We start from the raw sequence: 26,853 nt of genomic DNA, 5'->3' as shown, positions 1-26,853 counted from the left end.
TGAACGGAGCTGTGATGCAGGACGTCTCCTCGCTGGTCGCCCAGGCCAGGGAAGGCCGGCCGCGGGCCGTGGCCCGGCTGATCTCCCTCGTGGAGGGGGCGTCCCCGCAGCTCAGGGAGGTCATGGCGACACTGGCCCCGCTGACCGGCAACGCGTACGTGGTCGGCCTGACCGGCTCGCCCGGCGTCGGCAAGTCGACGTCCACCTCGGCGCTGGTCACCGCGTACCGCAAGCAGGACAAGCGGGTCGGCGTCCTGGCCGTCGACCCGTCCTCGCCGTTCTCCGGCGGGGCCCTGCTCGGCGACCGGGTGCGCATGTCGGAGCACGCCTCCGACCCCGCCGTCTACATCCGCTCCATGGCCACCCGCGGCCACCTCGGCGGCCTCGCCTGGGCCGCCCCGCAGGCCATCCGCGTCCTGGACGCGGCCGGCTGCGACGTGATCCTGGTCGAGACGGTCGGCGTCGGCCAGTCGGAGGTGGAGATCGCCTCCCAGGCCGACACCTCCGTGGTCCTCCTGGCCCCCGGCATGGGCGACGGCATCCAGGCCGCCAAGGCCGGAATCCTGGAGATCGGCGACGTCTACGTCGTCAACAAGGCCGACCGCGACGGCGCCGACGCCACCGCCCGCGAGCTCAACCACATGCTGGGCCTGGGCGAGTCCCGCGGCCCCGGCGACTGGCGCCCGCCGATCGTCAAGACGGTCGCCGCCCGCGCCGAGGGCGTCGACGAGGTCGTGGAAGCCCTGGAGAAGCACCGCGCGTGGATGGAGGAGCACGGCGTCCTCACCGCGCGCCGCCGCGCCCGCGCCGCCCACGAGGTCGAGGCGATCGCCCTCACCGCCCTGCGCGCACGCATCGGCGACCTGCGCGGCGACCGACGCCTGGACGCCCTCGCGGACCGGATCGTCGCCGGCCGCCTGGACCCCTACCGCGCGGCGGACGAACTGGTGGAGGGCCTGACGGGGGGCTGAGGCCCTGACAGCGACAGCGGCACTGCCCTTCGGGACGGTGCCGCTGTCGCGTGATCGCCCAACCGGTGGGCGGGTCAGTCCTCGTCGCGGTCCTGGGTGACCTTGCCCGAGTCCAGGGCGATCTTCCACTCACCGTGCTTGCCGCCCTTGACGGTGTCCGCCGTCCAGGTCACGGTGCCGTGGTCGTCGTCGAGGCCGACCTCGGTCACCGTGCCCTTCGCGGCGGCGGCCAGCGCGGCCTCGCGGGCATCGGTCCTCGCGCCCTTCACCGCGGCGAGCTCGGCCCGGTCGTCGGCGTCCTGGTCCTCGTCGGTGTCGCGCTGGGCGCCGAGCACCTTGGCGGAGTCCGGGGCGACCCGCACGTCGTACTCGCTGCCGTCGCCCTTGACGACGTTCACCTCCCACGCGTCGGCGCCGTCGTCGTCGAGGTCGGCGGAGAGGGCGGTGCCCGGGGTGTGCTTCAGGGCGGCCGCGATCGCCTCGGCTGCGGTGACGCCGCCGCTGCGGACCGCCGTACGGTCGTCCGAGGCGTCGTCGTCCCGGTCGTCCGCGGAGTCGTCGTCGCGGTCCGCGGCCGACTGGGCGCTCGTGCCGGTCTGGCGCTGGGTCGCCGTCGCGCCGTCGTCCCCCGCCGCGAACGCCGCGACCGTGCCGCCGGTGGCCAGCGCGGCGGCGGTGAGGGTGGCGATGACGATGTTGCGCTTCATGTGGATTCCTCCAGAGCGGTTCGGCTTCGTTCGCTTTTCGACGTCCACCACGCTGCCGGAGGAGAGCTGAAGCCGACCTGAAGCCTCCTGAAGGCGTCTTCAGGTTCGCTTTGCCACCCTGTACGCATGCGCCTGCTGATCGTCGAGGACGAGAAACGACTCGCCCTGTCCCTCGCCAAGGGCCTCACCGCCGAGGGCTACGCCGTCGACGTCGTCCACGACGGGCGCGAGGGGCTGCACCGGGCCGGCGAGGGGTCGTACGACCTCGTGATCCTCGACATCATGCTGCCCGGCCTCAACGGCTACCGCGTCTGCGCCGCCCTGCGCGCCGCGGGCCACGAGGTGCCGATCCTGATGCTCACCGCCAAGGACGGCGAGTACGACGAGGCCGAGGGCCTGGACACCGGCGCCGACGACTATCTGACCAAGCCGTTCTCGTACGTCGTCCTCGTGGCCCGCGTCAAGGCCCTGCTGCGGCGGCGCGGGAACGGCGCCGGGGCCTCCCCGGTACTCGAACTGGGCGGCTTGCGGATCGACACCGCCGCCCGCCGGGTCTTCCTCGACGGCACCGAAGTCACCCTCACCGCCAAGGAGTTCTCCGTCCTGGAGCAACTGGCGGTGCGGTCCGGCGAGGTGGTGTCCAAGGCGCAGATCCTGGAGCACGTCTGGGACTTCGCGTACGACGGCGACCCGAACATCGTCGAGGTGTACGTCAGCACCCTGCGCCGGAAGCTGGACGCGGGCCTCATCCACACGGTGCGCGGCGCCGGGTACCGGCTGGAGGCCGGGAGATGAGGCGGCTGTTCGGGTCGGTCCGGGCGCGGGCGACCCTCGGGGCGACCCTGGTGGTGGCCGTGGCACTGCTCGCGGCGGGCGCGTCGGTGCTGCTGTCGCTGCGGTCCGATCTGATCGACCAGGCGGGCACCCAGGCGGAACGCACCGCGCGCACCGTGGCCGCCAACCTCGCCGCGGGCACGCCGTACGACGAGCTGAAGCTGGACGACGACGAGGAACCGGTGCAGGTGGTCGACGCCCACGGCACGCTCGTCGCGGCCAGTGAGCACCTGGAGCGCATCAGCGGCACGGGCAGTGGCGCGGTGAAGCCGCGGGCACCGCAGGGCGGCACGGGCTCCGACGACGATGACGGGGACGACGACTCCGCCCTCGAACCCGGAGAGATCGCCGACGAGATCACTCTCACCAACGGCTCGGCCACCCTCGACGGCGAGTCCGCCGACTACCGCTTCGCCGCGCTCGAAGTCGAGGTCCAGGGCAAGGGCACGCTCACGGTGTACGCCGGCGCCTCCCTGGACGCCGAGCAGGGTGCCGTCGGCACCGCGCAGACCGTCATGCTGATCGGGTTCCCGCTGTTGCTCGGGGTCGTCGCGGCCGTGACCTGGCTGGTCACCCGGCGTGCCCTGCGGCCGGTGGAGGGCATCCGCGCGGAGATGTCCGCGATCACCGCCTCCGAGGACCTCGCGCGCCGCGTCCCCGTGCCGGACACCCACGACGAGGTGGCCCGCCTCGCCCGCACCACCAACGAGACCCTGGCCGCGCTGGAGACCTCGGTGGAGCGGCAGCGGCGGTTCGTCGCCGACGCCTCGCACGAACTGCGCAGCCCGATCGCCTCGCTGCGGACCCAGCTGGAAGTCGCCGCCGCGCACCCGGAGTTGCTGGATCTGGAGGGGGCGGTGGAGGACACGGTCCGCTTGCAGCACCTCGCCGCGGACCTGTTGCTGCTGGCCCGGCTGGATGCGGGGGAGCGGCCGCAGGACACGCGGTTCGACCTGGGCGCGGTGGTCCGGGAGCAGACGGAGGGCCGGGCGAACGTGACCGTCGACGCCGGGGACGTGGAAGTGGCCGGGGCACGGGGGCAGTTGGAGCGGCTGGTCACCAATCTCCTCGACAACGCCCAGCGACACGCCCGGTCACGGGTCTTCGTGGCCGTACGGCGGGACGGGCGGCAGGCGGTGGTGGAGGTCGCCGACGACGGGGACGGAGTGCCGGCGGCGGATCGGGAGCGGATTTTCGAGCGGTTCGTGCGGCTGGACGAGGCGCGGGCGCGGGATGACGGGGGCGCGGGCCTTGGTCTTGCCATCGCCCGGGATGTGGCCGTGCGGCACGGAGGTTCTCTGACGGTGCGGGACGCGCCGGCAGGCGGGGCCCTGTTCGAGCTCCGCCTGCCGGTTGTGGTCGCCTGAAGGGAGCAAGAGCCCTTACGGGCGCCCCCGGTGCCCTCGCAGATGCTCCGCGATCGGCTTCAGGGCCTTGTCGAGTTCTGTCAGGGACTCGGGCGGCACGAGGTCGATGAAGTGCCTCCGCACGGACGCCACATGGTGGGGCGCGACCTTCTTCATCGTCTCCATGCCGTGCTCGGTCAGCACCGCGTACAGTCCGCGGCGGTCGGACTCGCAGTTCTCGCGCCGGACCAGGTCCGCGTTCTCCATGCGGGTGATCTGGTGCGAGAGCCGGCTCTTGGACTGGAGGGTGGCGGCCGCGAGATCGCTCATCCGCATCCGTACGCCCTCCGACTCGGAGAGATTGACCAGGATCTCGTAGTCGTTCATCGTCAGGCCGAAGGGCTGAAGATCCCTCTCCAGCTGATACGTCAACAGCCTGTTGACCTCTAGGTGGGTGCGCCAGGCGCACTGCTCCGCATCGGTCAGCCAGCGCGTGGCCGTCTCGGTCTCCATGAATGAAGTCTACCTAAAAGGTTGAAAGGCGAACTAATGAGGGTGGCGTGACGGCGCGCACACGTTCGACGTCACACTCCGCAGACTACCGCTCACAGCCCGAAGCGACGCTGGAGGTCCCCCAGCTGTCCGGGAAGGCGCGGTACCCCCGGCTGCTGAGGATGCCCTGTGGGTACCCCGTGACCGCCGGGCACTCCGGGCTCGGACGGAACCACCCCTGTGGCCTGCTCGGCCATCAGGACCTCGGTCGACTGGAGCAGTACGGTTCCGGCCCCCACGAACTCGAACTGGTGCTCCTCGCCGGAGGCCCCGCCGAGGCCCGTCATCGCACGTAGACCGCCCATCAGACCGGTCATGTAGCCGTGGTCGTAGTGGTGGCACGGTGAAGGGCAGTCCGCCCAGCCCACAAGCGCTTGCGGGTCCACCCGGATCGGGGGCTCCATGAACACCACGGGCCCGTTGGAGGCGGCCACGAACTTTCCGGTTCCGATGAGCGTCAGGAAGCCCGGCACGATCGACTGCTTGAGCGCGAGACTTGGCTGAAAAGCGAGCAGGTTGCCCGAGCGAATGGTCAGGTTGCCGTCTTCGAGGTCGTACGAATTGACGTCGAAGGCCCGGTCGGCCAGGAGCATCTTGCCCGAACCCTGCGCCACGACCCAGTCGCTCGCGTGCAGAGGCGAATGGAACGACGTACGGACCAGACCGTCCAGACGGCCGTGTCCGATGCCGTTGAAATCCATCTGGCCGTAGTAGGCGATCATCTTCCCCTTCTGCAGGAACCACTGGCTCCCCTTGAGCTCCACGCAGAAGGTGTAGTTGTTGACGTTGTCGTCCGACGGCAGCGTCATCGGGTCGTACACGGTGGGCCCCGTGCCCGGGTAGTGGCTCACAGCTTCTCCTCCGAGGCCTGGACGTACACCGCGCCGTTCCCGCTGAGCTCCAGCTGGAAGGCCTCGCCGGAGCCGCGGCCCACCATGTCGCGCCAGCCGAGCGCCGTCGACAGCTTGTTGCGGACGTCGCCGTGGTGGGCGACGTAGGCCTGCGGGTCGACGTGGACGGGCCGCTGGGGTGTGATCGGGACTTCGAAGACCCCGCCGTGGGCCATGACGGCCACCGAGCCGTGTCCCTTGAGCGTGGTGGTGAAGAGGCCCTGCCCGCTGATCTGGCCGCGGACCATGCCCATGACGCCGCCCTGCGAGCCCATGAACATGGTGCCCTGTTGCAGGGTCCCCTCGAAGGCGAGCAGGCGGTCCGCCTCGACGTACAGGGTGTCGCCGGTGAGGTTGATGACCGTGACGTGATGGCCGCCGTGCCCGAACAGGACGGTGCCGCTGCCCTCGACGCTCATCAGGGGCGTGTCCTCGTTGGCCACGCGCCGGCCGATCATCGACATGACGCCGCCCTGGCCGCCCTGGATGTTCGGGGTGAAGGACACTTCGCCCTTGTACGCCAGCATCGCGCCGCGCTGGCTGAACAGGCGCTGACCGGGGAGGACGGTCGCCTCGACCATCTTCGAGTTGATCTCACGGAAGGGCATGTCACACGTCTCCCGCGATCGTGTTCCGCTCGCTGGGCTGGACGTACACCAGGCCGTCGCCCTCGAAGCGGATCTGGAAGGCCTCGCCGCCGCCCTCGCCCATGAAGGTGCGGAAGGTCACGCCGGACTGGAAGGACTGGTTCAGGTTTCCCTGGTGCGCGATGTACGCGCCGGGGTCGACGGTGAGCGGGTACTGCCGGCTGACGCGCAGGACGACCGCCGGGCCGTCCGACATGATCGCGGCCTGGCCGTGTCCCTCGACGGTGGTCGTGAACAGGCCGTTGCCCTGTGAGGCGCCGCGCAGGCCGGTGAAGCTGGTGCCGGTCCTCAGGCCCGCGTCGGTCGCGAGCAGGTTGCTCGACTCCACGTACAGCTTGTCCCCCTGGAGACTGACGAGGTTGATCTCCGAGGCGCGGTCCGCGAACCAGCACGTGCCGTGCCCCTGTACCTCCATCACGGTCATCTGCTCGCCGGTGATGCGGCGGGTCACCATGCCGCGGATGCCCTCACCGCCGCCGCTGAGCTTTTTGAACTGCATCTGTCCGTCGTACGCCACCATCGAGCCGTTCTTCGCCTTCACGGCGTCTCCGGTCATGTCGACGGCGAGCACCTTGCTGCCTTGGAGTCGAAACATCGCCACGAGGTGAAGGTAGCTGGCCGGGGGGCTTGTTGACAGGTCTTGGGGGGTGTGGGTGTGGGTGCGGGTTCGGTGGGGGCGGGCGTTGTGCGCAGTTCCCCGCGCCCCTGATGCCTGCGGCGGCCTGGCTCGGCTTCGGTGGGGGCTTGTGTAGCGCGTGCGGTGGGTTGTGGGTCGGGGCCGGGGTGGGGGGTATCCGTCCTCGGTCCGGCGGTTGCTGTTGCTTGAGCAGGGCTCGGTAACGGACGCCGGCCGCTGCGGGCGGACACCCCCCACCCCGTCCCCTTCCCGCCGTACGCGGCCAACGGCCCGAGGTGGCGCGCGGTCCGGCGAACGGTCGGTGGGGGCGGGGTGGGGGATGTCCGCGGGGCGGCGACGTTCCGTGGGGGTGCGCGAGGGATGTCAGACGGCCCGTCCTGGCGCAGACCAACCGCACCCCCCTAGGGGCGCGGGGAACTGCGCGAACAGCCCCCACCGGCCCGCACCCGCCCTACAACCGCACCCGGCACCCCCTAGGCGCCCCGCCCAAGCCCAGCGCAGCGGCCCCGCGGGGAACTGCGCGAACAGCCCCCACCTACCCGCAAGCGCCCCACAACCGCACCCGGCACCCCCCTAGGCGCCCCGCCCAAGCCCAGCGCAGCGGCCCCGCGGGGAACTGCGCGACCAGCCCCCACCTACCCGCAAGCGCCCCACAACCGCACCCGGCACCCCCCAAGGCCGCACCCCCACCCATGGCGCCCCAGAACCGTTTGTCACAATAGGCGGACGCTTGTGCGTGCGTTCACAAACCGTCGACGTACCTCCCACCGAAGGTGACCCGTGGACCTCAAGACAGCCTCCGCCATCCGACGCCTCCGCCTGATCTCCGTGCCGGAGGGTGTCTCTTGGATCATCCTGGCGACCTGCACCGTCATCAAGTACACGGTCGCGTCCGGCTTCGACGTCGCGCCCGTGCTCGGTCCGATTCACGGCGTGCTGTTCATCCTCTACGTGATTTTCTGGGCGGACGCCTGGAACCGCACCAAGTGGGCCAAGGGCAAGGCGGCCCTCTACTTCGCGTACTCGGTCATCCCGGGCGGTGGCTTCGTCATCGAGCGGGCTCTGCGCCGCGAGTCCGAGGACGCGGTCATCGCCTCCCGGGCCCGTAAGGAGAAGGACGGAGTCGTGAACGCATGATCGTCGCCTTTTCCGTGACGCCGCTCGGGGTCGGCGAGGACGTGGGTGAGTACGTCGCCGACGCGGTGCGGGTCGTTCGTGAGTCGGGGCTGCCCAACCGCACCGACGCCATGTTCACCTCGATCGAGGGGGAGAGCTGGGACGAGGTGATGGACGTGGTGAAGCGTGCCGTGGCCGCCGTGGAGGCGCGGGCGCCCCGCGTGTCGCTGGTCCTCAAGGCGGACATCCGGCCCGGAGTGACGGACGGTCTGACCTCCAAGGTGGAGACGGTGGAGCGGCATCTCGCCGACTGACGCAGCCTGAAGGTGAACCCCGGCCCGCGCGGGTCGGGGTTTTCTTGTGCCCGATGTTTGAGCGATCGCTCAAAAGTGTGTATCTTTCGGGTCAGGGAGTTTGAGCGATCGCTCAAACACTGTGCTCACCTGGGGGAATCAGTGGGGCTCTACATCGAGGCACGTATGCGTGCCGATCTCGACGACCTCTGGGCGCGGACCCAGGAACCGTCGCAGCACCAGCGCTGGGACCTCCGCTTCACGCGGATCACCCACCTCCCGCGCGCGGAGGGCGAACCGCAGCGCTTCCGGTACGCCACGCGCGTGCTGCCCGGTCTCACCGTCGCCGGTACCGGAGTCTCCGCGGGGGAGCGGGAGCGTCCCGACGGCACCCGTACTTCCGCCCTGCGCTTCTCCTCCCCGCACCCCCTCTCGCTCCTCGCGGAGGGCAGCGGGTACTGGCGCTACATCCCCGACGGCGACGGTGTCGTCTTCCTCACCGGCTACGACTACCGCCCCCCGCTGGGGCCGCGTCGGCGCCGTGGCCGACCGCCTGCTCTTCCGGCCGCTCATCGGGTGGGCGACGGCCTGGTCCTTCGACCGGCTGCGCCTGTGGCTGGAGCGGGGGATCTCCCCGGAGCGGGCGCTGTGGAACTGGCTCGCGGAGCTCCTGGTCCGCGCCCTTGTCGTGCTCGTCTGCGCCACCGGCCTCGGTCAGGAGCGCTTCCTGGAGCTCTTGGGGCCGCTGGCGGCGTCGATGGCCTACGTCTCACCGCTTGTCCTCGCCCTCGCGATCTCCCTGGCCCTGTTCACGTCACCCCTGCCCGGCACCCCGGCCGCCCGCCGCTGTCTGCGCCGGCCGTCCACGCGCGTGAGTGCGCCGCGTGTCCTTCGCACCCTGGAGACTCCGCGATGACCTCGATGTTCCGCACGGTGATGGGCGCCGACTTCGACCGCCTCCACCCGCGGCTCCAGCGCCGTTTCTCGGTCGGCCTGACCACCGGGGAGGCCTGCACCGGACGGGGTGTCATGGACCGCGTCTGGCACGGCGGGGCCTTCGTGAAGCCCTTCCTGGCCCTCGGCGCGACCCGCAACATCCTGGTGCCGAGACCGGGACGGGACGTGCCGTTCGTGATCGAGAACGTGCCCTACGTGGACACCCACGGCCGTGAGACGGTGACCTTCGTGCGCACCTTCCAGCTGCCCGGCGGACCCCGCCGCTTCGACGCCCAGATGGTGCTGAGTCCCCAGGGCGACCGCATCCTCGACTACCTCGGCACCCACCAGCACCTGGCCAGCGAGCTGCACTTCCACGCCGAGCCCGACGGCTCGCTGCTGATCCGCTCCGGGGAGCACCGGTTCCGGGAGGGCGTGGTGGACGTCCGGGTGCCCGAGCTGATCGGCGCGACGGCGGAGGTGAGGGAGTCGTACGACGAGCGGGCGGGCCGTTTCCGGATCAGCGTCCGGGTCGTCAACCGGTACTTCGGCCCGCTCTTCGGCTACGAGGGCTCCTTCGAGGCGGCGTACAGCGACATCGCGGCCTGCGGAGTTCGCCCCGGTCTCCGTCCCCTCCGCGAGGAGGCACGCGCATGAGCCCCGAGTCCGCCAAGTCCCTGGAGACCAAGACCAAGCTCCTGGAGGGCGCCCTGCGCACCCTCACCGAACAGGGCATCGCCAAGACCTCCGCCCGCACGGTCGCGGCGGCCGCCGGGGTCAACCAGGCGCTGGTCTTCTACCACTTCGGCACGGTCGACGAACTCCTCGCCGCGGCCTGCCGCTACGGGGCGGAGCGCGCGGTCGCCCGCCACCGGGAGCGGCTGGCCGCAGTGACCTCCCTCTCGGAACTCCTCGCGGTGGGACGGCAGGTCCACGAGGAGGAGCGGGCCGGAGGACATGTGGCCCTGCTCGGCCAGCTGCTGGCCGGCGCCCAGACCCACGCCACCCTCGGGCCGGCCACCGCGGCGGGCCTGGAGCTGTGGATCGCCGAGATCGAGAAGGTGCTCACCAGGGTCCTCGCGGCGACGCCCTTCGGTGAGTTCGCCGACCCCGCGGGCCTGGCCCGGGCGGTGGCCGCGTCCTTCGTGGGCATGGAGCTGTACGAAGGGGTCGACGCGGCCGGTGCCACCGCCGCCCTGGACGCACTGGAGCAGCTCGGCGTGCTCGTCGCCGCGCTGGAGGACCTGGGCCCGGTCGCCCAGCGCGCCGTACGTCACCATCTCCGCAGGACCGGCCGCCGCTGACCCCGTCCGCGCCCCGACCCGAGAGGAACCCCGTGTCCGACAGCCTCTACGAGACCCTGGACGACCGTTTCCGGCCCTGCACCAACGGCGACAGCAGGTTGGAGGTCCTGTACGACGGCTGCCGCTGGGCGGAAGGCCCCGTCTACCTGCCCGCCTGGCGTCAGCTGATCTGGAGCGACATCCCCAACGACCGCCTCCTGCGCTGGGACGAGGCCACCGGCACGGTCGGCGTCTTCCGCACACCGGCCGGGAACATCAACGGCAACACCGTCGACCCCGGGGGCCGCCTCGTCAGCTGTGAACAGGGCAACCGCCGCGTCACCCGCACCGAACCCGACGGCACGATCACCGTCCTGGCCGAGCGCTACCAGGGCAAGCGCCTCAACAGCCCGAACGACTCCGTCGTACGCTCCGACGGCACGATCTGGTTCTCCGACCCGGACTTCGGCATCCTCAGCGACTACGAGGGGCACCGGGCCGAGTCCGAGATCGGCGCGTGCCATGTGTACCGGATCGATCCGGCCACCGGTGAGGTCTCGCTCGCGGCGGACGGGTTCGACGGACCCAACGGGGTGATCCTCTCGCCCGACGAGCAGCGGCTCTACGTCTCCGACTCGCGGGCGGCCCGGATCCACATGTACGACGTCCACGCCGACGGCACGCTCTCCGACGGCAAGGTCTTCGCCGAGGCCCCCGACGGCGTCCACTTCGACAACATCCGCTTCGACGACGAGGGCCGCCTGTGGGCTGCCGCCCTGGCCGACGGCATCCACTGCTACGCCCCCGACGGCACGCTGATCGGCCGCCTCCGGGTCCCCGAGCCGGTGGCCAACGTGACCTTCGGCGGGCCCAAGGGGAACCGGCTGTTCATCGCGGCCACGAGTTCTCTGTATTCGGTGGTGATGTCGGTGACGGGCGCGCCGCGGATCCAGGCCGTTCGGCGCTGAGGCGTCACGTCAGGCGGCGTGCGAATTGCGCCGGTGTTGCGTGGTACTGCTTCTTGAAAGCGCGGATGAAGTGGCTGCTGTCGGTGAAATGCCACCGCGCGGCGGCCTCGGAGACGGTGAGCCGTGACCCGGAGGCGGTGAGCGCCTCGGCCGCTTCCTCCAGGCGTCGGCGGCGGATGTAGGCGCTGAACGACTCGTCCAGACTCGCGAAGGCCCGCTGCAGGGTGCGTACGGAGACGTGCAGGTGCGCGGCGACCGTGGCCGGCGACAACTCGGCGTCGGTGAGCCGGGCATCGGCCAGGTCCTTGGCCGCCTGTGCCAGCGCCGGGGTGAAGGCGGGCTCGCGGTCGTCGAAGTGGTCGAGGACCAGTCCCTTGGCCAGTTCGAGCAGGGCGTTGCGGGCCGCGTGCGCGGCCGCCGGGCCGAGGTCGCTCACGGTCCGCTGGACCATGGTGGTATGCGCCATGAGGATCTGCGCCGCGGGCGAGGCGGCCTGGCCGGTGCGTGGTTTCCCGGCGACCAGGGGCCGCAGGGCGTCGCCGGGGAAGTTGAAGATGCGGGTGCCGATCAGGGGGGTGGTGTGGAAGTGATTCTCCGTCACGACGTGGTGCATGAAGTAGGCGCCGGCCGAGACGTACGCGTCACCGCCCTGATCGTGCGGGTCCTGCAGGGCCACCGCGCCGCGCAGCCCGACGTACAACCTGATCTGATCGTGTTCGTACGTCCCGACTGCCTGGGTGCTCACGGGTGAGGATGCCCAGATCTCGTTGACGGCGGTGTCTTCCAGGGTCACCGAGCGCATCGTTCCCTGGAAGCCGTCGACCGTGGAGGCGCTGAATTCCGGCAGCGGGTACAGGTCCCCCATACGGTCGTTCCAGGTGTCGATGAACGGCTCCCACGTCCCCCGACCGGTGCCGGTGGAGTCGGCGTCGACGTGGAACGTGCCCACCTTGCTGGTCGGCCCGAGTAACCGCGGTCTGCTCGTCATGTGCTCTCCGCCCCCATGAGGATGTCGCCGGAATCCCATTCCGTGTCGCGAAGGTACACCCGTTCTACGTACACCTGTTCCTACGCTGGTGAAGCTTCAACCTCCGCAAACGATCTCCCGCCAAGTGAGAAGGCCTATGAAGGCAGTGCGTTTCCACCAGTACGGCGACCCCGACGTCCTGCGCCACGAGGACGTGGAACAGCCGGATCCAGGCGCCGGGCAGGTGCGGGTCCGGGTCGCGGCGACGTCGTTCAACCCGGTCGACGCCAACATCCGCGCCGGTTTCATGCAGGGACCGATCCCTGTGACGCTGCCGCACACACCCGGCATCGACCTCGGCGGCACGGTCGACGCGCTCGGCGAAGGCGTGACCGGCATCCAGGTGGGGGACCAGGTCATCGGATTCCTGCCGATGGCGGGACCCGGCGCCGCCGCGGAGTACGTCCTGGCACCGGCCGAGGCCCTGACGCCCGCGCCCAAGAGCGTCGCGCTGTCCGACGCGGCCGCGCTGCCGCTGGTGGGCCTGACCGCATGGCAGGCGCTGTTCGAGCACGCCGAGCTGACCGCCGGGCAGCGTGTGCTGATCAACGGCGCGGGCGGAGCGGTCGGCGGCTTCGCCGTGCAGTTGGCCAAGCAGGCCGGTGCCCACGTGATCGCCACGGCCGGTCCGCGCAGCAGTCCGCGCGTCACGGCGGCGGGCGCGGACGAGGTCGTCGACCACACGACCGCCGACGTCGTCGCGACGGTGAGCCGGCCGGTCGACGTCGTGCTCAACCTCGCGCCGGTCGACCCCGCGCAACTGGCCGCGCTCCTCGGCCTGATCCGCCCCGGCGGCGTCCTGGTGAACACCACCGTGTGGATGCCCGCGCCCACCGACGAGGAGCGCGGCGTACGCGGCATCGACCTGTTCGTCCGGAGCGACGCGGAGCAGCTGGCGCACCTGGTGGAGCTGATCGACGGCGGCGAGCTGCGCGTCGAGGTCGCCCGGCGGGTGCCGCTGGCCGAGCTGCCGGCCCTGCACGCCGACGCCGCCGCGGGCGTACTGCCCAGCGGCAAGGTCGTCGTCACGCCCGGCGCCTGACACCCACCTGACTGAGCTGTGAAGGAGACGACCAGGATGATCCCCGACGACGATCTGTCGCGCTCGCTGACCGTGGCGAACCCCGACGACCCCGGCACGACGTACATCTCACTGGTGGGCAACACCTACGGCATGCTGATCACCGGCGAGCAGACCGACGGCCGGTACTGCCTGATCGACATGCGCGTCCCCGACGGCGGCGGCCCGCCGCCGCACCGGCACGACTTCGAGGAGATGTTCACGATCCTCGAGGGCGAGATCGAGTTCACCTTCCGTGGCGAGAAGCACACCGTGGGGGCCGGGTCCACGATCAACATCCCGGCCAACGCGCCGCACAACTTCCGCAACGCGTCGGGTGCGCCGGCCCGCATGCTGTGCATGTGCACCCCGGCCGGCCAGGACGAGTACTTCACGCGCATCGGTGATGTCGTCGCCGGCCAGGACGCACCGCCCCCGCGGCTGTCGGACGACGAACTCGCCGAACGCCGCCGCCGGGCCGCCGAGTTGGCGTCGACCTACCGGAGCGAGTTCCTGTAGCCATGACCACACTCCTCATCGGCCCGGCCGACAAGACCGTCACCATCACCGTTCAGCAGCGGACCCGCACGGCACCCCGGGACGCCTTCCGCATCCTGGTGCCCATCGACCTCCCCACCGTCTTCCGCCCGGTGGCCCCGTTCCCCGGCATCAGCAGCGTGAAGAACCAGACCGAGGCCTGGGACCACGCGGGCCCGCGAAGAAACCCGCAGTTCGACGACGGCTCCCAGGCCGACGAAGAACTCACCGAGTACGTACCGGGCTCCAGCTTCGCCTACCAGATCACCGGCTTCACCAACGTCCTCTCCCGCCTCGCGGCCGGAATCCGGGGCGAGTTCAACGTCAACCCCGACGGTGACGGCACACTCATCCGCTGGACCTACGAGTTCAAGCCGCTGCCCGGCCGCCGCTGGATCCTCGCCGGCCCCTTCGCCCCGCTCTGGCGCCGCTACATGGTGGCCGCCCTCGACCGGTGCGTCCACGTCATCGAAACAACGGGGCTGCTCCCTGAGGGCGAGGGTGACAGTCGGTGATCATTCGTTGCACAGAGGGGTGATTCGTCATGGAAGGAACACGGCTCCGGCCCGCCGTCTGAAAGGCGAGACGGTGCTGACCACCATGTGACCGGCCGGTAAGGTCGTTGCCGTGCCGAAGCCGCTCAGTCTTCCCTTCGACCCCATCGCCCGCGCCGACGAACTCTGGAAGCAGCGCTGGGGAAACGTGCCGTCCATGGCCGCGATCACCTCGATCATGCGGGCGCACCAGATCCTGCTCGGTGAGGTCGACGCGGTGGTCAAGCCGTACGGGCTGACGTTCGCGCGCTACGAGGCGCTGGTGCTGCTCAACTTCTCCAAGGCCGGCGAGCTGCCGATGTCGAAGATCGGCGAGCGGCTCATGGTGCACCCCACGTCGGTCACCAACACCGTGGACCGCCTGGTCAGGTCCGGTCTGGTCGACAAGCGCCCCAACCCCAACGACGGCCGCGGCACCCTCGCCTCCATCACCGACAAGGGCCGCGAGGTCGTCGAGGCGGCCACGCGGGACCTCATGGCGATGGACTTCGGGCTCGGCGTGTACGACGCCGAGGAGTGCGCGGAGATCTTCGCGATGCTGCGGCCGCTGAGGGTGGCGGCGCGGGACTTCGACGAGGACTGACCCGGGGCAAGATCTCCCGGAACGGACGGTTACGCTCGACGGCATGAAGAAGAGCGTGCTGACCCGCTACCGCGTCCTGGCCTACGTCACCGGTGTGCTGCTGGTCCTGCTGTGCCTGAGCATGATCGCCAAGTACGGCCTGGACATCGACGGTGCCGCGGACTTCACCCGCGTCGTCGCGATCGCGCACGGCTGGCTGTACGTCGTCTACCTCGTCTTCGCCTTCGACCTGGGCTCCAAGGCGAAGTGGCCGGTCGCCAAGCAGCTGTGGGTCCTGCTTGCCGGGACGATCCCCACCGCGGCCTTCTTCGTCGAGCGCAGGATCAGCCACGAGCTGGAGGGCAAGCTCACCGACGGCACCCCGGCGCCCGTGAAGGCGTAACCCCCACCGCCGTACCGCACGCGTACGGCGGTCGTTCTTCGACGTTTACTTGGACGTCCTAGTACCTTCGAAGGTATGGACGCTGACGCCATCGAAGAGGGCCGCCGACGCTGGCAGGCCCGGTACGAGGCCTCGCGCAGGCGTGAGGCGGACTTCACCACGCTCTCCGGTGATCCCGTGGAGCCGGTGTACGGGCCGCGGCCGGGGGACGCGTACGAGGGCTTCGAGCGGATCGGGTGGCCGGGGGAGTACCCCTTCACGCGCGGGCTGTACCCGACCGGCTACCGGGGGCGGACCTGGACCATCCGGCAGTTCGCCGGCTTCGGGAACGCCGGGCAGACCAACGAGCGGTACCGGAAGATCCTCGCCAACGGGGGCGGCGGCCTCTCGGTCGCCTTCGACATGCCGACGCTCATGGGGCGCGACTCCGACGACCCCCGCTCGCTCGGCGAGGTCGGCCACTGCGGGGTCGCCATCGACTCCGCCGCCGACATGGAGGTCCTGTTCCAGGACATCCCCCTGGGTGACGTGACGACGTCCATGACCATCAGCGGACCCGCCGTCCCCGTCTTCTGCATGTACCTGGTCGCGGCCGAACGGCAGGGCGTGGACCCCTCCGTCCTCAACGGCACGCTCCAGACGGACATCTTCAAGGAGTACATCGCGCAGAAGGAGTGGCTCTTCCAGCCCGAGCCCCATCTGCGCCTGATCGGCGACCTGATGGAGTACTGCGCGGCCGGCATCCCCGCCTACAAGCCGCTGTCCGTCTCCGGGTACCACATCCGCGAGGCCGGCGCGACGGCCGCGCAGGAGCTGGCGTACACGCTCGCGGACGGGTTCGGGTACGTGGAGCTGGGGCTGTCGCGCGGCCTGGACGTCGAGGTGTTCGCGCCCGGGCTCTCCTTCTTCTTCGACGCGCACCTCGACTTCTTCGAGGAGATCGCCAAGTTCCGTGCCGCGCGGCGCATCTGGGCACGCTGGATGCGGGACGTGTACGGGGCGCGGTCCGAGAAGGCGCAGTGGCTGCGGTTCCACACCCAGACCGCGGGGGTCTCGCTGACCGCGCAGCAGCCGTACAACAACGTCGTCCGTACGGCCGTAGAGGCGCTCGCGGCGGTGCTGGGCGGTACCAACTCCCTGCACACCAACGCCCTGGACGAGACCCTCGCACTGCCCTCCGAACAGGCCGCGGAGATCGCGCTGCGCACCCAGCAGGTGCTCATGGAGGAGACCGGGGTCGCCAACGTGGCCGATCCGCTGGGGGGTTCGTGGTTCGTCGAGCAGTTGACGGACCGGATCGAGGCGGACGCGGAGAAGATCTTCGAGCAGATCAAGGAGCGGGGGCTCAGGGCGCACCCCGACGGGCAGCACCCCGTGGGGCCCATCACGTCCGGCATCCTGCGCGGCATCGAGGACGGGTGGTTCACGGGCGAGATCGCCGAGTCCGCCTTCCGGTACCAACAGGCCCTGGAGAAGGGCGAGAAGAGGGTCGTGGGGGTGAACGTCCACCACGGCTCGGTCACCGGGGACCTGGAGATCCTGCGGGTGAGCCACGAGGTGGAGCGGGAGCAGGTGCGGGTGCTGGGCGGTCGTCGGGCCGCCCGGGACGCGGCCGCCGTGCGAACCGCCTTGGAGAGCATGCTCGTTGCCGCGCGGGACGGGTCCAACATGATCGGGCCGATGCTGGACGCGGTGCGGGCGGAGGCGACGCTCGGGGAGATCTGCGGGGTGCTGCGGGAGGAGTGGGGGGTGTACACGGAACCCGCGGGGTTCTAGGTTCCCGCCGTTCCCGTATCAACGTAACGATCCGATCACTTGGCGCCGGGTTTTGTCTGCCGCTGTCGTGATCTGAGACGTTCATGAGAATTATTTGACCTTTCCGTGAAGATCACTGCCGTGAGAGCGTCATGGCGTAAGCGGCGGCGCCGGCCCTGGGAGGGTTAAGCGTCGGCGCATGACACGGGGGGTGTCGCGGGCGACGGCCGACTTGTCTGTCATGCCCATGGTCTGTGCTGCCGAGCGATCGAGAGATTGTTGGGCAGACTGACATGGAATTGTTCCGAGACGTCGGCAGACGCCGGCGGCGTTTGCGCCAGGCGGTGACGAGAGGCGTCGGCGGGACGGCTCTGGTCACGGCGGCCGCCGTACTGATGGGCCTGGTCCAGGCCGCACCGGCGACGGCCGACACCGCGCCCGAAGCGGATAGCGGCCTCTACCGCAACAGCATCGGCGAGGACCCGCGGCTCGACCGCTGCATAGTCGGCTTCGCGCTGCACGTCGGCGGCGCGAACATGAAAGCCAAGGCCATCGAGGGCCTGAAGGGCTCCAGCGAGGAGCTGTACGCCGCCATCGGGGACCGTGGCTGGATCGGGCTCGGGCCCCTGGGGCAGGCGGCGGACGCGGACGAGGAGGCCGGCAGCGCCTACGGGGAGGCTTTGGACGCCCGTACTGAAGGACTGACCGCCGCGAACAGGCCGTATGCCGAATCGGCCTACACCAGTGACGACATGCTGTGGCACGCGCCGGAATTCGGCGCGGAGGTCCTGCAGTTCACTCTGTCCACGCAACGGCAACTGGCGGGCAAGCTCGGCTGGGACGGGCACACCAACGCCAGTGCCGAGGCGATCGCACGGGCCAGGGAGATCACCGAGGCCAACCGGGACACGAACGAGACGGCGGACAACTGGGCCGCCCACGACATGCTCTCGGAATCCTCCGTCAACCAGACGCAGTTCTCCGGCGGGACGACGGCCAGCGACATCGCGCTCTACCTCAAGTTCGGTGGCTTCGCGAAGGAGGCACCTGCCGAGGGATCCGCCCAGTACCGCATCCTCGTCGAGGACCTCAAGCAGGCCTGGGCCGCGTGTGACCACCAGAACCCGGTCGACGTCCGGCGGGTGCTCAACGCCCCGGTGATGACCGCGATGGCCGAGTGGGAACGGGAGTACGCCTCCCAGGCGGCCCCACGCGCCACGATCATCCAGGCCGAGGCGGACGCCGCAGTCGCCACCCGCGAGGCCACGGACGACATGATCGAGGCCATCGGCCAGGCGTGGCGGGCCGAGCAGATCCTGACCTGGCGCAAGTACTGGCAGGACAAGCTCGCCGCCGACCCGGGCGCCCTCAGCCCGCCCGACCAGGCGTTCTACGACAAGGCCGACGCCGACCTCGCCCAGGTCCGCGACAACGTGGCCGCACTGGTGCCCTCGGCCGAGCGGCACGCCGCCGAGGCCGCGACCGCCGCTCAGAAGGCGTCCACCGCGCAGCAGCAGGCGTGGGGCATCGCCGACGCCGACAACGTGCCGCGCGGGCGCGGTCTCATGTACGCCCAGCAGTCGGTCCAGGTCGCCCGCGCCTCCAGCGCCGCCGCCGAGGCCGCCGCCAAGGCGACCCGCACCGCGCTGGCAGCGGCCGACGCGACCGTCGCCGACAGCGAGACCCTGCTGGCCAAGGCGCAGACCCAGTCCCACGCGGTGAACACGGAGTTCCGCCGGATCGCCGCGGAGGAGGCCGCCGCCCAGGCGAAGGCCGCCGCGGACACCGCTGACGCCGAGGCGAAGGCCGCCGCGGACAGCGCCACCACCGCGAAGCAGGCCAAGGCCACCGCCGAGTCGGAGGGCGACGAGGCCCGCGAGGCCGCGGCCACCGCGCAGACCAAGCGCGCCGCGGCCGAGGTGGAGAAGGCCACCGCCGTCGCCTCCCGCGCCCAGGCCGCGGCCGAGCGCGCCAAGGCCGGCGAGGCCGAGGCACAGGCGGCCACCCGGCAGACCGCCGCCGAGGCGGCCAAGTCGGCCGCCACGACGTCCGCCGGCACCGCCAAGGACAAGCGGACCGCCGCCGACGCCAAGGCGAAGGCCGCGGCCACCGCTCGTTCCGCCGCCGTCGCCGCGCTCCAGAAGAAGCGGGCCACCGCGGCCCGTGCCGCCGCACTCCAGGCAGCCGCGACGGCCGCCGCGGGCACTTCGGCCGCCGGGGAGACCCGCGAGGCCGCCGACAAGGCCCGCACGGCCGCGTCGGAGGCCGCCACCGCGGCCGCCGCCGCACAGACCGCCGCCGACGAGGCCAAGGCCGCCGCGGTCGCCGCCCGTTCCGCCGCCACCAAGGCCGAGGCGGCCGCCGAGCGCGCCCGGGCGAACGCCGACGAGGCATGGTCGTCGTACCTGAAGGCGACCGGAGCCGCCGCGAACGCGCACGCCGCGGCCGCCAAGGCCCTGGACGCCGCCCAGGACGCAGCGCTGCGCGCCGACAACGCCGCCACCGCCTCGGAGAACGCCACCGAGTCGGCCAAGAAGGCCGCCGAGGAGTCCGCCGCCGCGGGCATCGGGGCCGCGTCCGCCGTCACCACGGCCGCCACCGCGTCCGGCCGCGCCTACGCCGCCGGACAGGCCGCGCTCGCCGCCCGCGACAGCGCGGGTCAGGCCGTCGCCGCCGCCAACGATGCCGTCGCCATCGGCACTCCGTACCAGGAGAAGGACGCCTCCGCCGCGTTCGCCGTACTGGTCGGACAGACCTCGAAGACCCTCGCGGAGCAGCAGGCCGCCGCGGCCGAGGCCAAGGCAGACGAGGCCGCGGAAGCCGCCGAAGCCGCACAGCGGGCCGCCGACCAGGCGCTCGGGGACACCAAGCTCGCCGCAGAGGCCGCCGCGCGGGCGGCGACCGACTCGGCGCGCGCCACCCAGGCAGTCGCCCGCGCCCAGGCGTCCGCGACCGAGGCCCAGAACGCGCAGACGGCCGCGCGGAAGGCGGCCGAGTCCGCCACCGGCCACGCCCAGCAGGCCGGTTCGGACGCCGTGAGCGCCCGTAACACCGCCGGTGAGGCGGAGACCGAGGCCACCCAGGCCGACCGGGAGGCCACCGAGGCCGAACGCAGCGCCGCGCAGGCCGACGAGCTCGCCGAGCGGGCGTCCGGCGCCGCGGGCGACGCCGCGAACGAGGCGACCGAGGCCGAGCAGAACGCCAAGGACGCCGAGGCCAAGGCGGCCGACGCCGACGCCGACAGCAACGCGGCCGAGGACGCCGCCGCTCAGGCCGAACAGGAACAGCGCGAGCAGAACGAGGCCGAGCGGCAGGACGCCCTGAAGGACGGCAACACGCCGATCGAGGGCGGTTCGGACAACTGGGCGGTGCTGGGCGCGCAGGAGAAGCAGATCCTCCTGGACGCCTGCGGTCAGACCTGTCTCGACGCCTACCAAGACGCGCTGACCGCGGTCGCGGTGGACCTGGTCGAGTGGACGTCCGCGAACGGCGGGCAGATCCTCCTCGACGAGTTCGGCACCGCCAAGGTCAAGCAGTGCCTGGCCGTCGACGGCACCGAGGACTGCCTGTGGTCCCTTGTGGACATCCCGTCCTCCGCGGTGATCGTCGGCCGGATTCCCGCCCTCGCCGAGGCCATCGAGAAGGTCGCCACCGGAGTCCGGCGGATCTTCCTGGACGCCTATGACGGCAGGGGCAAGCTGGTCGAGCTGACCCGGCTCATCAGCGACAAGCGCAGCACGCCCCGCCTGGACCAGTGCGTCGCCGGGGTCGCCCTGCACGTCGGCGGCGCCGGCATGAAGGCCAAGGCCATCGAGGGGCTGACGGGCACCGCCGCCGAGCTGCACGCCGTCGTGGGCGACATCGGCTGGATCGGGCTCGGACCGCTCGGCCGGGCCCGGGACAAGGACCGTGACGCGGCCCTCGTCTACCGGGACACCTCGGCCGCCCGCACCTCCGGCCTGGAGGACGCCAACCGCCCGTACGCGATGAGCTCGTACACCGACGAGATCTCGCTGCACGCACCCAAGTTCGACGCCGATGTCCTGAAGTTCACCCTGTCCACGCAAGCGGAACTCGCCGGACGGCTCGGCTGGGACGGCCACAGCAACGCCGGCCCCGAGTCCGTCGCGCGAGCCCGGCAGATCACCGCGGACAACCGCGGCAAGGACATCTGGAACGACTGGGCCGCGGACCAGATGCTGCGGGACTCCTCGGTCGACCAGATGAGGTTCGCCGGCGGGACCACGGCCACCGACGTCGCGTCCTACCTCCGGCACGGCGGCTTCCTGAGCGAGGCACCCGCCGCGGACTCGGCCGAGTTCCGCTTCGAGGTGGAGAACCTCAAGCAGGCCTGGTCGTCCTGCGACCACCAGGACCCGGTCGACCCGCACAACGCCCTGGGCGCGGTCGTCTCCACGGCGACCGCCGAGTGGAACGCGGAGTACGCCGCCCAGGGCGCCTCGCGCGCCGCCATCCTGCAGGCCGAGGCGGACGCCGCCGCGGCCACCCGGGTCGCGACCGACACCATGATCGAGGCGATCGGCCAGGCCTGGCTCGCCGAGCAGATCCTGCTCTGGCAGAAGTACTGGCACGACACCCTCGAGAACGACCCCCACAGCATCCTCAAGCCCAAGAAGGCGCTGTTCGACCGGGCCAACACGGACCTGGCCCGCGCCCGCGGGAAGGTACAGGCCCTCGTCACCACGGCCAAGCAGCAGGCGACGGCGGCCCAGACCGCGGCCACGCGCGCGGTGACGGCCCAGCAGCAGGCGTACGGCATCGCGGACGCGGCTGAGGTGCCGCGCGGCCGGGGTCTGATGTACGCCCAGCAGTCGGTGCAGGTGGCCCGAGCCTCCGGGGCCGCCGCGACCGCCGCCGCCAAGGCGACGGAGACGGCCCTGAACGCGGCCGACGCCACGGTCTCCACCTCGCAGGCGCTGCTGGCGCTGGCGAAGACCGAGGCGCACGCGGTGAACACCGAGTTCCGCCGCATCGCCGCCCAGGAGGCCGCCGCCCAGGCGAAGGCCGCCGCAGACAAGGCCGACGCATACGCCACCTCCGCAGCCGACAACGCGGCCATCGCGAAGAAGGCCAAGGAGGACGCGGCCCGCGAGGAGGAGGAGGCCCGCCAGGCCGCCGCCGACGCGCAGCGGACCCGCGCAGTCGCCGAGCTGGAGCGCGCCAACGCGGCGGCCTACCGGGCCACCGCCGAGCACGAGCGGGACATCGCCTCCGGCCACGAGGCCGACGCCGTCGCCCAAGGCCGGATCGCGAGCGACGCCCGCGCCTCGGCCGAGGCGTCCGGCACGGTCGCCTCCGACAAGCGAAAGGTGGCCGAACAGGCCGAGAAGGATGCCGTCGCCGCCCGCGACGGCGCCCTGGAGGCGGAGCAGCGGCGCGACTCGCTGATCGCGAAGGCCGAGGCCCTGGAGGCAAACGCCGCCGCCGACGAGGGGACGGAGGCGGCCACGGCGTCCCGTGCCGCCGCCACCGACGCCCGCTCGGCCGCGAACACCGCCACCACGGCGGCCACCAACGCCCGCGCGTCGGCGAACGCGGCCACGGCCGCCGCCGTCAACGCGCGCGAGGCCGCGACCAAGGCACAGGGCGCCGCGGCCCGGGCCCGGTCCGCGGCCGACGCCACCTGGGCGTCGTACCTGATCGCCGCCGGATCCGCCGCCACCGCGCACGCGAAGGCGGCCGAAGCCATCGACGCCTCCGAGGCGGCCGCGTCCGACGCCAAGGGCGCCAAGGCGGAGTCCGACAAGGCGAACGCGGCGGCCAAGACCGCCAAGACCGAGGCTGCGGCCGCACGTAGCGAGGCGCAGCAGACCGCGAACTGGGCGGCGGTGACCGCCGGCAAGGCGCAGGCGGCCGTGGCGTCCTCGCTCGCGGCCCGCGACACCGCCGCCGCGGTGACCCGACCGGCACAGGAGGCGATCGCCCTCGGCACGCCGTACCGGCAGGAGGACAGTTCCGCCGCCTTCGCGGTCCTGACGGGGCAGTCGTCCCTGACGGTGGCTCAGCAGCAGGCGACCGCCGCGGCTGCCACGGCCGGTCTCGCCGAGGAGTTCTCGACCGAGGCGAAGGCCCTCGCGGCGCAGGCCGCGGCCGACATGAAGCTGGCCCTGGAGGCGTCGGCCGCAGCCGCCGCCGACGCGCTGCGCGCCGCCAAGGCGTATCAGCGGGCCCAGGCCTCGGCCAACCAGGCCGCGGCCGACGCCAAGGCCGCGCAGGCGTCGGCGACCCGTGCCGACGGCTACGCGTACGCGGCAGGCGTCGACGCGATGGCGGCGAACTGGGCGGCGAACGACGCCGAGCAGGACGCCGTCGCCGCCGACCACGCGGCGACGGAGGCGGAGCACGACGCCGCCCACGCCCGCGAGGCCGCCACCCAGGCGGAGTCCGACGCGGCCGCCGCCCGTACCGCCGCCGACAAGGCGGAGATCGACGCGAGTGCCGCCGAGAAGGCCGCCGAGGGGGCGCGCGACGCCGCCCAGGAGGCCCAGGACGCGGCGGACCGCACCGAGTCGGCCGGCAACGGCGAACAGATCCAGCAGGGCGTCACCACCGGCATCGGTGGCGTGTGGGCGGTCCTCGACCACATCGAGTACATCGGCGAGCCACAGAACGTCGTCAAGGAGAACTGCAACCCGATCTACCACGTCGGCGACTGCACCGTCACCGCCGACATCACGTACAGGTCGCACGTCGACCTGTACATGTGTCTGGCGGAGCCGGGCTCGTACCAGTACGGCTGCCCCGGCGCGGACACCGTCTACCTCGGCCCCGACGTGACCGACCCCAAGACCGAGCGTCTGACGAACGTCATCTCCATGGTCGAGTTCAACTCGGGCATCGATCCGGTCGACATCCTGCTCGGGGACTTCATCGGCTGCGCCAAGCTGATCACCCCGGGGGTCTCGGGCGGTAGTTGGGGCGACTGCGCCTGGGCGGCGAGCTGGTTCGTCGGCGGCGCCCTGTTCAAGGGGGCCAAGGCCGCGCTGATGTCGCTGGACGCCGCTGTCAAGACCGGCATCGGCTTCACCGAGGCGTGGGTGGCGCTGCGTTCCATCGGTCTGACCGAGGGCGCCATCGCCGGCATCGGCACGAAGATCATCCAGCGGCTGCAGAAGGCCTGCGAGACGGTCGGCAAGGTCACCCCGGCCTCCTTCTCCCTCGCCGCGTTCTCCGTCTCCAGCACCCCGAATCCGCGGTGCTGGGTCGAGATGGGCGGCCCAGGCGTCTGGAACATTTCCAAGGAAGGGGGCAAGAGCGCGCGCGCCGTTGCCTACGAGTTCCAGATCACGGGAGTTCCGGAAGGCTTCGGCTATCTGGTCAGGGACACGCCGAACCCGAAGGGCGTGCTCAAGTTCGACGGCTACATCGGAGGCGTTCTCCTGGAGGCCAAGGGGCCCGGATACTCCGCCATGATGAACTCGTACAACAAGACCGTCGTCGAGGTGGACTTCGTCAAGCAGGCGAGATATCAGGTCGAAGCGGCGCCGAACACGCCGATCACCTGGCACATCGCCGAGCGGGACGTCTACGAGAAGGCCAAGCAGGTCTTCAGCGAGACGGACGACCTCAAGCGGATCACGGTCGTCTACACTCCGGCCACCACCCCCTGACCGGCGCGCCGGCGCCCCTGGAGCCTCCGGGGGCGCCGACCCCGTGTTCCTTCCCGTCGGGAGAGACGTGAGTTACGACATCTTCGTGATGCGGTTCGAGAACGGAGAGACGGTCCCGCTGGACATGGCCGTCGCCCACGAGGTCCTCGGTCCCTTCGCGGTGGCGCGGGACCCCGAGTTGGACGTCCTGTCGGTGCGGACGGCGGAGGGAGAGGAGGCGGATGTCTACCTCAACCCCCCGGACGGCATCACCTTCAACCGTTTCGGAGGGGGCGGGATCATGGACCTCCTGGCCGACCTGCTGCGCCGCCTGGACGCCGTGCTCGTCATCCCGGGTGGGCCGGTCGTGATCCGGAGCGACGAGATCCGGCGCCACCTGCCGGACGCCCTGGCGGATGACTGCCCGACGGTCGTCGCCCGCACCGGCGCGGAGATCGACCGGGCCATTCGAACCGCCTGAGCGGACGAGGAGAGAAGGCCTCTTCGGTGCGCGGAGCATCGGGGAGGCCTTTTTTCCCTTGCGGGCTCGGATGCGACGCCGTAAAAGGCGGCGATGACGCCGCCGCTGCGGACCACGGTGCACGTCATCGAAATGATGTCGGAGTTTCCCTCGTGCTGACGCCCGCGGAAAACTCCTCCGGGAACCGGAATTACGTTGTCAGCCCAGCTTCTCCAACTGCGCCTCGATCGCCGCCTCCGGAATCGCGCTCTTCTCCGGCGTCAGCATGTTCACCCCGTAGAACGCGGCGATCACCCCGCCCTTGCGGACGATCGTGTACGTCATCGGCACGGTCTGCTTGGCGACGACGTTCGTGATGCGGTAGCCGACCGCGTCGTCACCGAGGGACGGGTCCTTGAGCCGCTTGACGTCCTTGTAGGTGAGGCCGAGGGTCTTGAAGCCCTTGGCGCACTTCTTCAGAGAGGTGCGCAGGTCGGACATGACCCGCTCGGCGTTCTTCTCGGAATGCGAGGCCAGCCACATCGAGCCGATGGTGGCGTTCGTGGCCTGCGAGGGCTGCAGGGAGCGGTGTTCGACGCTCACCGCCTTGATGTGGGTGTAGCCGCCGGCGAGGCTCGCGAGGGGCTGGCACTCGGATTTGTCGGCCTCCATGTCCTGGCCCGCCAAAGTGTCCGCCTCGGAGACCTTCTTGAACTCGAAGCCGGTGCTCCTACCGGAGATGGTCGCCTTTTCCAGCGACTGCGGATCCATCGCCCCGATGCGCTTCGCCTCGGCCTCCGCCTTCTCGGCCGCGCTCGTCGGTGAACTCTCCGCGCTCGACGACGCCTTCTTGTCCGCGGCGTCGTCGGAATCCCCGCTGCACGCGGTTATCACCAACAGGGCCGGCAGTACGGCGACCACCGGAAGGGCCTTTCGCAATCTCATGCTTTTTCCTGACACTTGTCGCGGTACGCGGCAGCGGGCATCGGTGAAAAGATCTTACCGACGGAATACGGCTTTCCTCATTACGTTTTGACTACTACGTTTCGACTACACGGAACCGTCCGCGTCCGCGGCCCCTCGAAGTCCCAGCAGCAGCACGCGCGTCAGGCTGCGCACCCATGCCGCGTCGGCCGGCTCCGAGCTCACCAGGCAGCGGTGCACCACCGAGCCCGCGACGATGTCGAAGATGAGGTCCACCGTGCGGGCGGACTCCAACGGGTCTGTCTCCGGCGGGAGTTCGCCGCGGGACTGGGCGCGTGAGCGGCCCTCCAGGACCAGCCGCTTCTGCCGTTCGACGATGGACTCGCGGATGCGCCCGCGCAGCGCGTCGTCCCGTGTCGACTCCGAGATCACGGCCATGAGACCGCTCTGCGTCTCCGGTCGCTCCAGGATCGCCGCGAACTGCAGGACCACGCCCTCGATGTCGTCGGCCAGGGTGCCGCTGTCGGGGAGTTCCAGTTCGTCGAAGAGTTCGGCCACCGCGTCGACGACGAGTTCGTTCTTGCCGGCCCAGCGGCGGTAGAGGGTGGTTTTCGCGACCCCCGCGCGGGTAGCCACATCTCCCAGCGTGAGCTTGGACCAGCCCAGTTCCACCAGCGCCGCCCTCGTCGCCGCGAGGATCGCGGTGTCCGCGGCGGCGCTGCGCGGGCGCCCTGTGGCGCGTGGGGCGGGGGTGCGGCTCTGCATCCTCCGACCATAACCG

Annotated in this window: 24 protein-coding genes and 1 pseudogene; 17 read left to right on the top strand and 8 right to left on the bottom strand. The window is 71.1% G+C overall.

The genetic code is table 11. From position 1 onward, the window contains the following. Positions 1–14: 14 nt before the first annotated feature. Positions 15–971: a methylmalonyl Co-A mutase-associated GTPase MeaB gene (gene meaB / locus ACFYZ8_RS11210; RefSeq protein WP_388534432.1), complete on the top strand. Its 957-nt coding sequence runs from the start codon at positions 15–17 to the stop codon at positions 969–971. 74 nt (positions 972–1,045) lie between these two features. On the opposite strand, the gene ACFYZ8_RS11205 is transcribed toward meaB, so the two are convergent. Next, entirely contained in the window at positions 1,046–1,678 is a 633-nt protein-coding gene (locus ACFYZ8_RS11205; protein WP_388534429.1) for a PepSY domain-containing protein, read from the bottom strand. Positions 1,679–1,804: 126 nt separating this feature from the next. Here ACFYZ8_RS11205 and ACFYZ8_RS11200 point away from each other — a divergent pair, with 126 nt between their 5' ends. Both ACFYZ8_RS11200 and ACFYZ8_RS11195 read left to right on the top strand, forming a co-directional pair. Then, on the top strand, positions 1,805–2,473 hold the full coding sequence (locus ACFYZ8_RS11200; RefSeq protein WP_359033534.1) for a response regulator transcription factor: 669 nt from the start codon (positions 1,805–1,807) through the stop codon (positions 2,471–2,473). After that, positions 2,470–3,879 (top strand): ATP-binding protein, encoded by a 1,410-nt coding sequence (locus tag ACFYZ8_RS11195; protein WP_388534426.1) that lies wholly within the window; start codon positions 2,470–2,472, stop codon positions 3,877–3,879. Before ACFYZ8_RS11200 ends, ACFYZ8_RS11195 begins: the two co-directional genes overlap by 4 nt. Before the next feature lie 15 nt (positions 3,880–3,894). On the opposite strand, the gene ACFYZ8_RS11190 is transcribed toward ACFYZ8_RS11195, so the two are convergent. From ACFYZ8_RS11190 to ACFYZ8_RS11175, 4 genes are all read right to left on the bottom strand, one after another. After that, complete coding sequence (locus tag ACFYZ8_RS11190; RefSeq protein WP_359033530.1) at positions 3,895–4,371, bottom strand: MarR family transcriptional regulator; 477 nt, start codon at positions 4,369–4,371, stop codon at positions 3,895–3,897. Between the two features lie 92 nt (positions 4,372–4,463). Next, positions 4,464–5,261, bottom strand: a complete 798-nt coding sequence (locus ACFYZ8_RS11185; protein ID WP_359033528.1) for an AIM24 family protein — start codon at positions 5,259–5,261, stop codon at positions 4,464–4,466. After that, positions 5,258–5,908, bottom strand: coding sequence for an AIM24 family protein (locus ACFYZ8_RS11180; RefSeq protein ID WP_359033525.1), 651 nt, complete (start codon positions 5,906–5,908; stop codon positions 5,258–5,260). The genes ACFYZ8_RS11185 and ACFYZ8_RS11180 overlap by 4 nt, the downstream gene beginning before the upstream one ends. Position 5,909: 1 nt before the next feature. Continuing rightward, entirely contained in the window at positions 5,910–6,542 is a 633-nt protein-coding gene (locus ACFYZ8_RS11175) for an AIM24 family protein (RefSeq protein WP_359033719.1), read from the bottom strand. A gap of 822 nt (positions 6,543–7,364) precedes the next feature. On the opposite strand from ACFYZ8_RS11175, the gene ACFYZ8_RS11170 reads away from it, so the two are divergent. The 6 genes and pseudogenes from ACFYZ8_RS11170 to ACFYZ8_RS11145 all read left to right on the top strand — a co-directional run bounded on the left by ACFYZ8_RS11170 (position 7,365) and on the right by ACFYZ8_RS11145 (position 11,180). After that, the gene (locus tag ACFYZ8_RS11170) at positions 7,365–7,721 is read left to right on the top strand and encodes a DUF3817 domain-containing protein (RefSeq protein ID WP_388534422.1); all 357 of its coding nucleotides are present in this window, start codon (positions 7,365–7,367) and stop codon (positions 7,719–7,721) included. Beyond that, positions 7,718–8,014 carry an MTH1187 family thiamine-binding protein gene (locus ACFYZ8_RS11165; RefSeq protein WP_359033521.1) on the top strand — a complete coding sequence of 99 codons (297 nt, stop codon included), beginning with the start codon at positions 7,718–7,720 and terminating at the stop codon, positions 8,012–8,014. The genes ACFYZ8_RS11170 and ACFYZ8_RS11165 overlap by 4 nt, the downstream gene beginning before the upstream one ends. Positions 8,015–8,155: 141 nt before the next feature. Further along, positions 8,156–8,909 (top strand): annotated as a pseudogene (locus tag ACFYZ8_RS11160) (hypothetical protein). Continuing rightward, a complete protein-coding gene (locus tag ACFYZ8_RS11155) occupies positions 8,906–9,586 on the top strand; it encodes a DUF4166 domain-containing protein (protein WP_388534419.1) in 681 nt (226 codons plus the stop codon). Before ACFYZ8_RS11160 ends, ACFYZ8_RS11155 begins: the two are co-directional and overlap by 4 nt. Continuing rightward, complete coding sequence (locus ACFYZ8_RS11150) at positions 9,583–10,233, top strand: helix-turn-helix domain-containing protein (RefSeq protein WP_359033515.1); 651 nt, start codon at positions 9,583–9,585, stop codon at positions 10,231–10,233. Before ACFYZ8_RS11155 ends, ACFYZ8_RS11150 begins: the two co-directional genes overlap by 4 nt. A gap of 32 nt (positions 10,234–10,265) precedes the next feature. Then, on the top strand, positions 10,266–11,180 hold the full coding sequence (locus tag ACFYZ8_RS11145; protein ID WP_388534416.1) for an SMP-30/gluconolactonase/LRE family protein: 915 nt from the start codon (positions 10,266–10,268) through the stop codon (positions 11,178–11,180). 4 nt (positions 11,181–11,184) lie between these two features. Here the strand turns inward: ACFYZ8_RS11145 and ACFYZ8_RS11140 are convergent, their stop codons facing one another. After that, positions 11,185–12,168 (bottom strand): helix-turn-helix domain-containing protein, encoded by a 984-nt coding sequence (locus ACFYZ8_RS11140; protein WP_388534413.1) that lies wholly within the window; start codon positions 12,166–12,168, stop codon positions 11,185–11,187. 136 nt (positions 12,169–12,304) lie between these two features. On the opposite strand from ACFYZ8_RS11140, the gene ACFYZ8_RS11135 reads away from it, so the two are divergent. The 8 genes from ACFYZ8_RS11135 to ACFYZ8_RS11100 all read left to right on the top strand — a co-directional run bounded on the left by ACFYZ8_RS11135 (position 12,305) and on the right by ACFYZ8_RS11100 (position 25,169). Continuing rightward, positions 12,305–13,249 carry an NADP-dependent oxidoreductase gene (locus ACFYZ8_RS11135; RefSeq protein WP_388534410.1) on the top strand — a complete coding sequence of 315 codons (945 nt, stop codon included), beginning with the start codon at positions 12,305–12,307 and terminating at the stop codon, positions 13,247–13,249. Positions 13,250–13,285: 36 nt separating this feature from the next. Next, complete coding sequence (locus ACFYZ8_RS11130; RefSeq protein WP_388534407.1) at positions 13,286–13,786, top strand: cupin domain-containing protein; 501 nt, start codon at positions 13,286–13,288, stop codon at positions 13,784–13,786. A 2-nt stretch (positions 13,787–13,788) separates the two neighbouring features. Continuing rightward, entirely contained in the window at positions 13,789–14,319 is a 531-nt protein-coding gene (locus ACFYZ8_RS11125; protein ID WP_388534404.1) for an SRPBCC family protein, read from the top strand. Positions 14,320–14,431: 112 nt separating this feature from the next. Further along, positions 14,432–14,941, top strand: a complete 510-nt coding sequence (locus tag ACFYZ8_RS11120; RefSeq protein ID WP_359033503.1) for a MarR family transcriptional regulator — start codon at positions 14,432–14,434, stop codon at positions 14,939–14,941. Positions 14,942–14,984: 43 nt separating this feature from the next. Further along, positions 14,985–15,323, top strand: coding sequence for a DUF3817 domain-containing protein (locus tag ACFYZ8_RS11115; RefSeq protein WP_359033501.1), 339 nt, complete (start codon positions 14,985–14,987; stop codon positions 15,321–15,323). Between the two features lie 75 nt (positions 15,324–15,398). After that, positions 15,399–17,099, top strand: a complete 1,701-nt coding sequence (locus ACFYZ8_RS11110; protein WP_388534401.1) for a methylmalonyl-CoA mutase — start codon at positions 15,399–15,401, stop codon at positions 17,097–17,099. A 323-nt stretch (positions 17,100–17,422) separates the two neighbouring features. Then, complete coding sequence (locus ACFYZ8_RS11105; RefSeq protein ID WP_388534399.1) at positions 17,423–24,709, top strand: hypothetical protein; 7,287 nt, start codon at positions 17,423–17,425, stop codon at positions 24,707–24,709. 67 nt (positions 24,710–24,776) lie between these two features. After that, a complete protein-coding gene (locus ACFYZ8_RS11100; RefSeq protein WP_359033494.1) occupies positions 24,777–25,169 on the top strand; it encodes a hypothetical protein in 393 nt (130 codons plus the stop codon). Positions 25,170–25,367: 198 nt separating this feature from the next. On the opposite strand, the gene ACFYZ8_RS11095 is transcribed toward ACFYZ8_RS11100, so the two are convergent. Next, positions 25,368–26,093 (bottom strand): hypothetical protein, encoded by a 726-nt coding sequence (locus ACFYZ8_RS11095; RefSeq protein WP_359033492.1) that lies wholly within the window; start codon positions 26,091–26,093, stop codon positions 25,368–25,370. A 105-nt stretch (positions 26,094–26,198) separates the two neighbouring features. After that, complete coding sequence (locus ACFYZ8_RS11090; RefSeq protein WP_388534395.1) at positions 26,199–26,837, bottom strand: TetR/AcrR family transcriptional regulator; 639 nt, start codon at positions 26,835–26,837, stop codon at positions 26,199–26,201. Positions 26,838–26,853: the final 16 nt, after the last annotated feature.

Source organism: Streptomyces sp. NPDC001668 (assembly GCF_042893155.1).
Lineage (GTDB): Bacteria > Actinomycetota > Actinomycetes > Streptomycetales > Streptomycetaceae > Streptomyces.
This window is presented reverse-complemented; position numbering and strand designations above follow the sequence as displayed.

Excerpts from the sequence above, each read along its gene's own strand:
- meaB (WP_388534432.1), top strand. The coding sequence starts at position 15 with ATGCAGGACGTCTCCTCGCTGGTCGCCCAGGCCAGGGAAGGCCGGCCG.
- ACFYZ8_RS11205 (WP_388534429.1), bottom strand. The coding sequence starts at position 1,678 with ATGAAGCGCAACATCGTCATCGCCACCCTCACCGCCGCCGCGCTGGCC.
- ACFYZ8_RS11200 (WP_359033534.1), top strand. The coding sequence starts at position 1,805 with ATGCGCCTGCTGATCGTCGAGGACGAGAAACGACTCGCCCTGTCCCTC.
- ACFYZ8_RS11195 (WP_388534426.1), top strand. The coding sequence starts at position 2,470 with ATGAGGCGGCTGTTCGGGTCGGTCCGGGCGCGGGCGACCCTCGGGGCG.
- ACFYZ8_RS11190 (WP_359033530.1), bottom strand. The coding sequence starts at position 4,371 with ATGGAGACCGAGACGGCCACGCGCTGGCTGACCGATGCGGAGCAGTGC.
- ACFYZ8_RS11180 (WP_359033525.1), bottom strand. The coding sequence starts at position 5,908 with ATGCCCTTCCGTGAGATCAACTCGAAGATGGTCGAGGCGACCGTCCTC.
- ACFYZ8_RS11175 (WP_359033719.1), bottom strand. The coding sequence starts at position 6,542 with ATGTTTCGACTCCAAGGCAGCAAGGTGCTCGCCGTCGACATGACCGGA.
- ACFYZ8_RS11165 (WP_359033521.1), top strand. The coding sequence starts at position 7,718 with ATGATCGTCGCCTTTTCCGTGACGCCGCTCGGGGTCGGCGAGGACGTG.
- ACFYZ8_RS11155 (WP_388534419.1), top strand. The coding sequence starts at position 8,906 with ATGACCTCGATGTTCCGCACGGTGATGGGCGCCGACTTCGACCGCCTC.
- ACFYZ8_RS11150 (WP_359033515.1), top strand. The coding sequence starts at position 9,583 with ATGAGCCCCGAGTCCGCCAAGTCCCTGGAGACCAAGACCAAGCTCCTG.
- ACFYZ8_RS11140 (WP_388534413.1), bottom strand. The coding sequence starts at position 12,168 with ATGACGAGCAGACCGCGGTTACTCGGGCCGACCAGCAAGGTGGGCACG.
- ACFYZ8_RS11135 (WP_388534410.1), top strand. The coding sequence starts at position 12,305 with ATGAAGGCAGTGCGTTTCCACCAGTACGGCGACCCCGACGTCCTGCGC.
- ACFYZ8_RS11130 (WP_388534407.1), top strand. The coding sequence starts at position 13,286 with ATGATCCCCGACGACGATCTGTCGCGCTCGCTGACCGTGGCGAACCCC.
- ACFYZ8_RS11125 (WP_388534404.1), top strand. The coding sequence starts at position 13,789 with ATGACCACACTCCTCATCGGCCCGGCCGACAAGACCGTCACCATCACC.
- ACFYZ8_RS11115 (WP_359033501.1), top strand. The coding sequence starts at position 14,985 with ATGAAGAAGAGCGTGCTGACCCGCTACCGCGTCCTGGCCTACGTCACC.
- ACFYZ8_RS11110 (WP_388534401.1), top strand. The coding sequence starts at position 15,399 with ATGGACGCTGACGCCATCGAAGAGGGCCGCCGACGCTGGCAGGCCCGG.
- ACFYZ8_RS11095 (WP_359033492.1), bottom strand. The coding sequence starts at position 26,093 with ATGAGATTGCGAAAGGCCCTTCCGGTGGTCGCCGTACTGCCGGCCCTG.
- ACFYZ8_RS11090 (WP_388534395.1), bottom strand. The coding sequence starts at position 26,837 with ATGCAGAGCCGCACCCCCGCCCCACGCGCCACAGGGCGCCCGCGCAGC.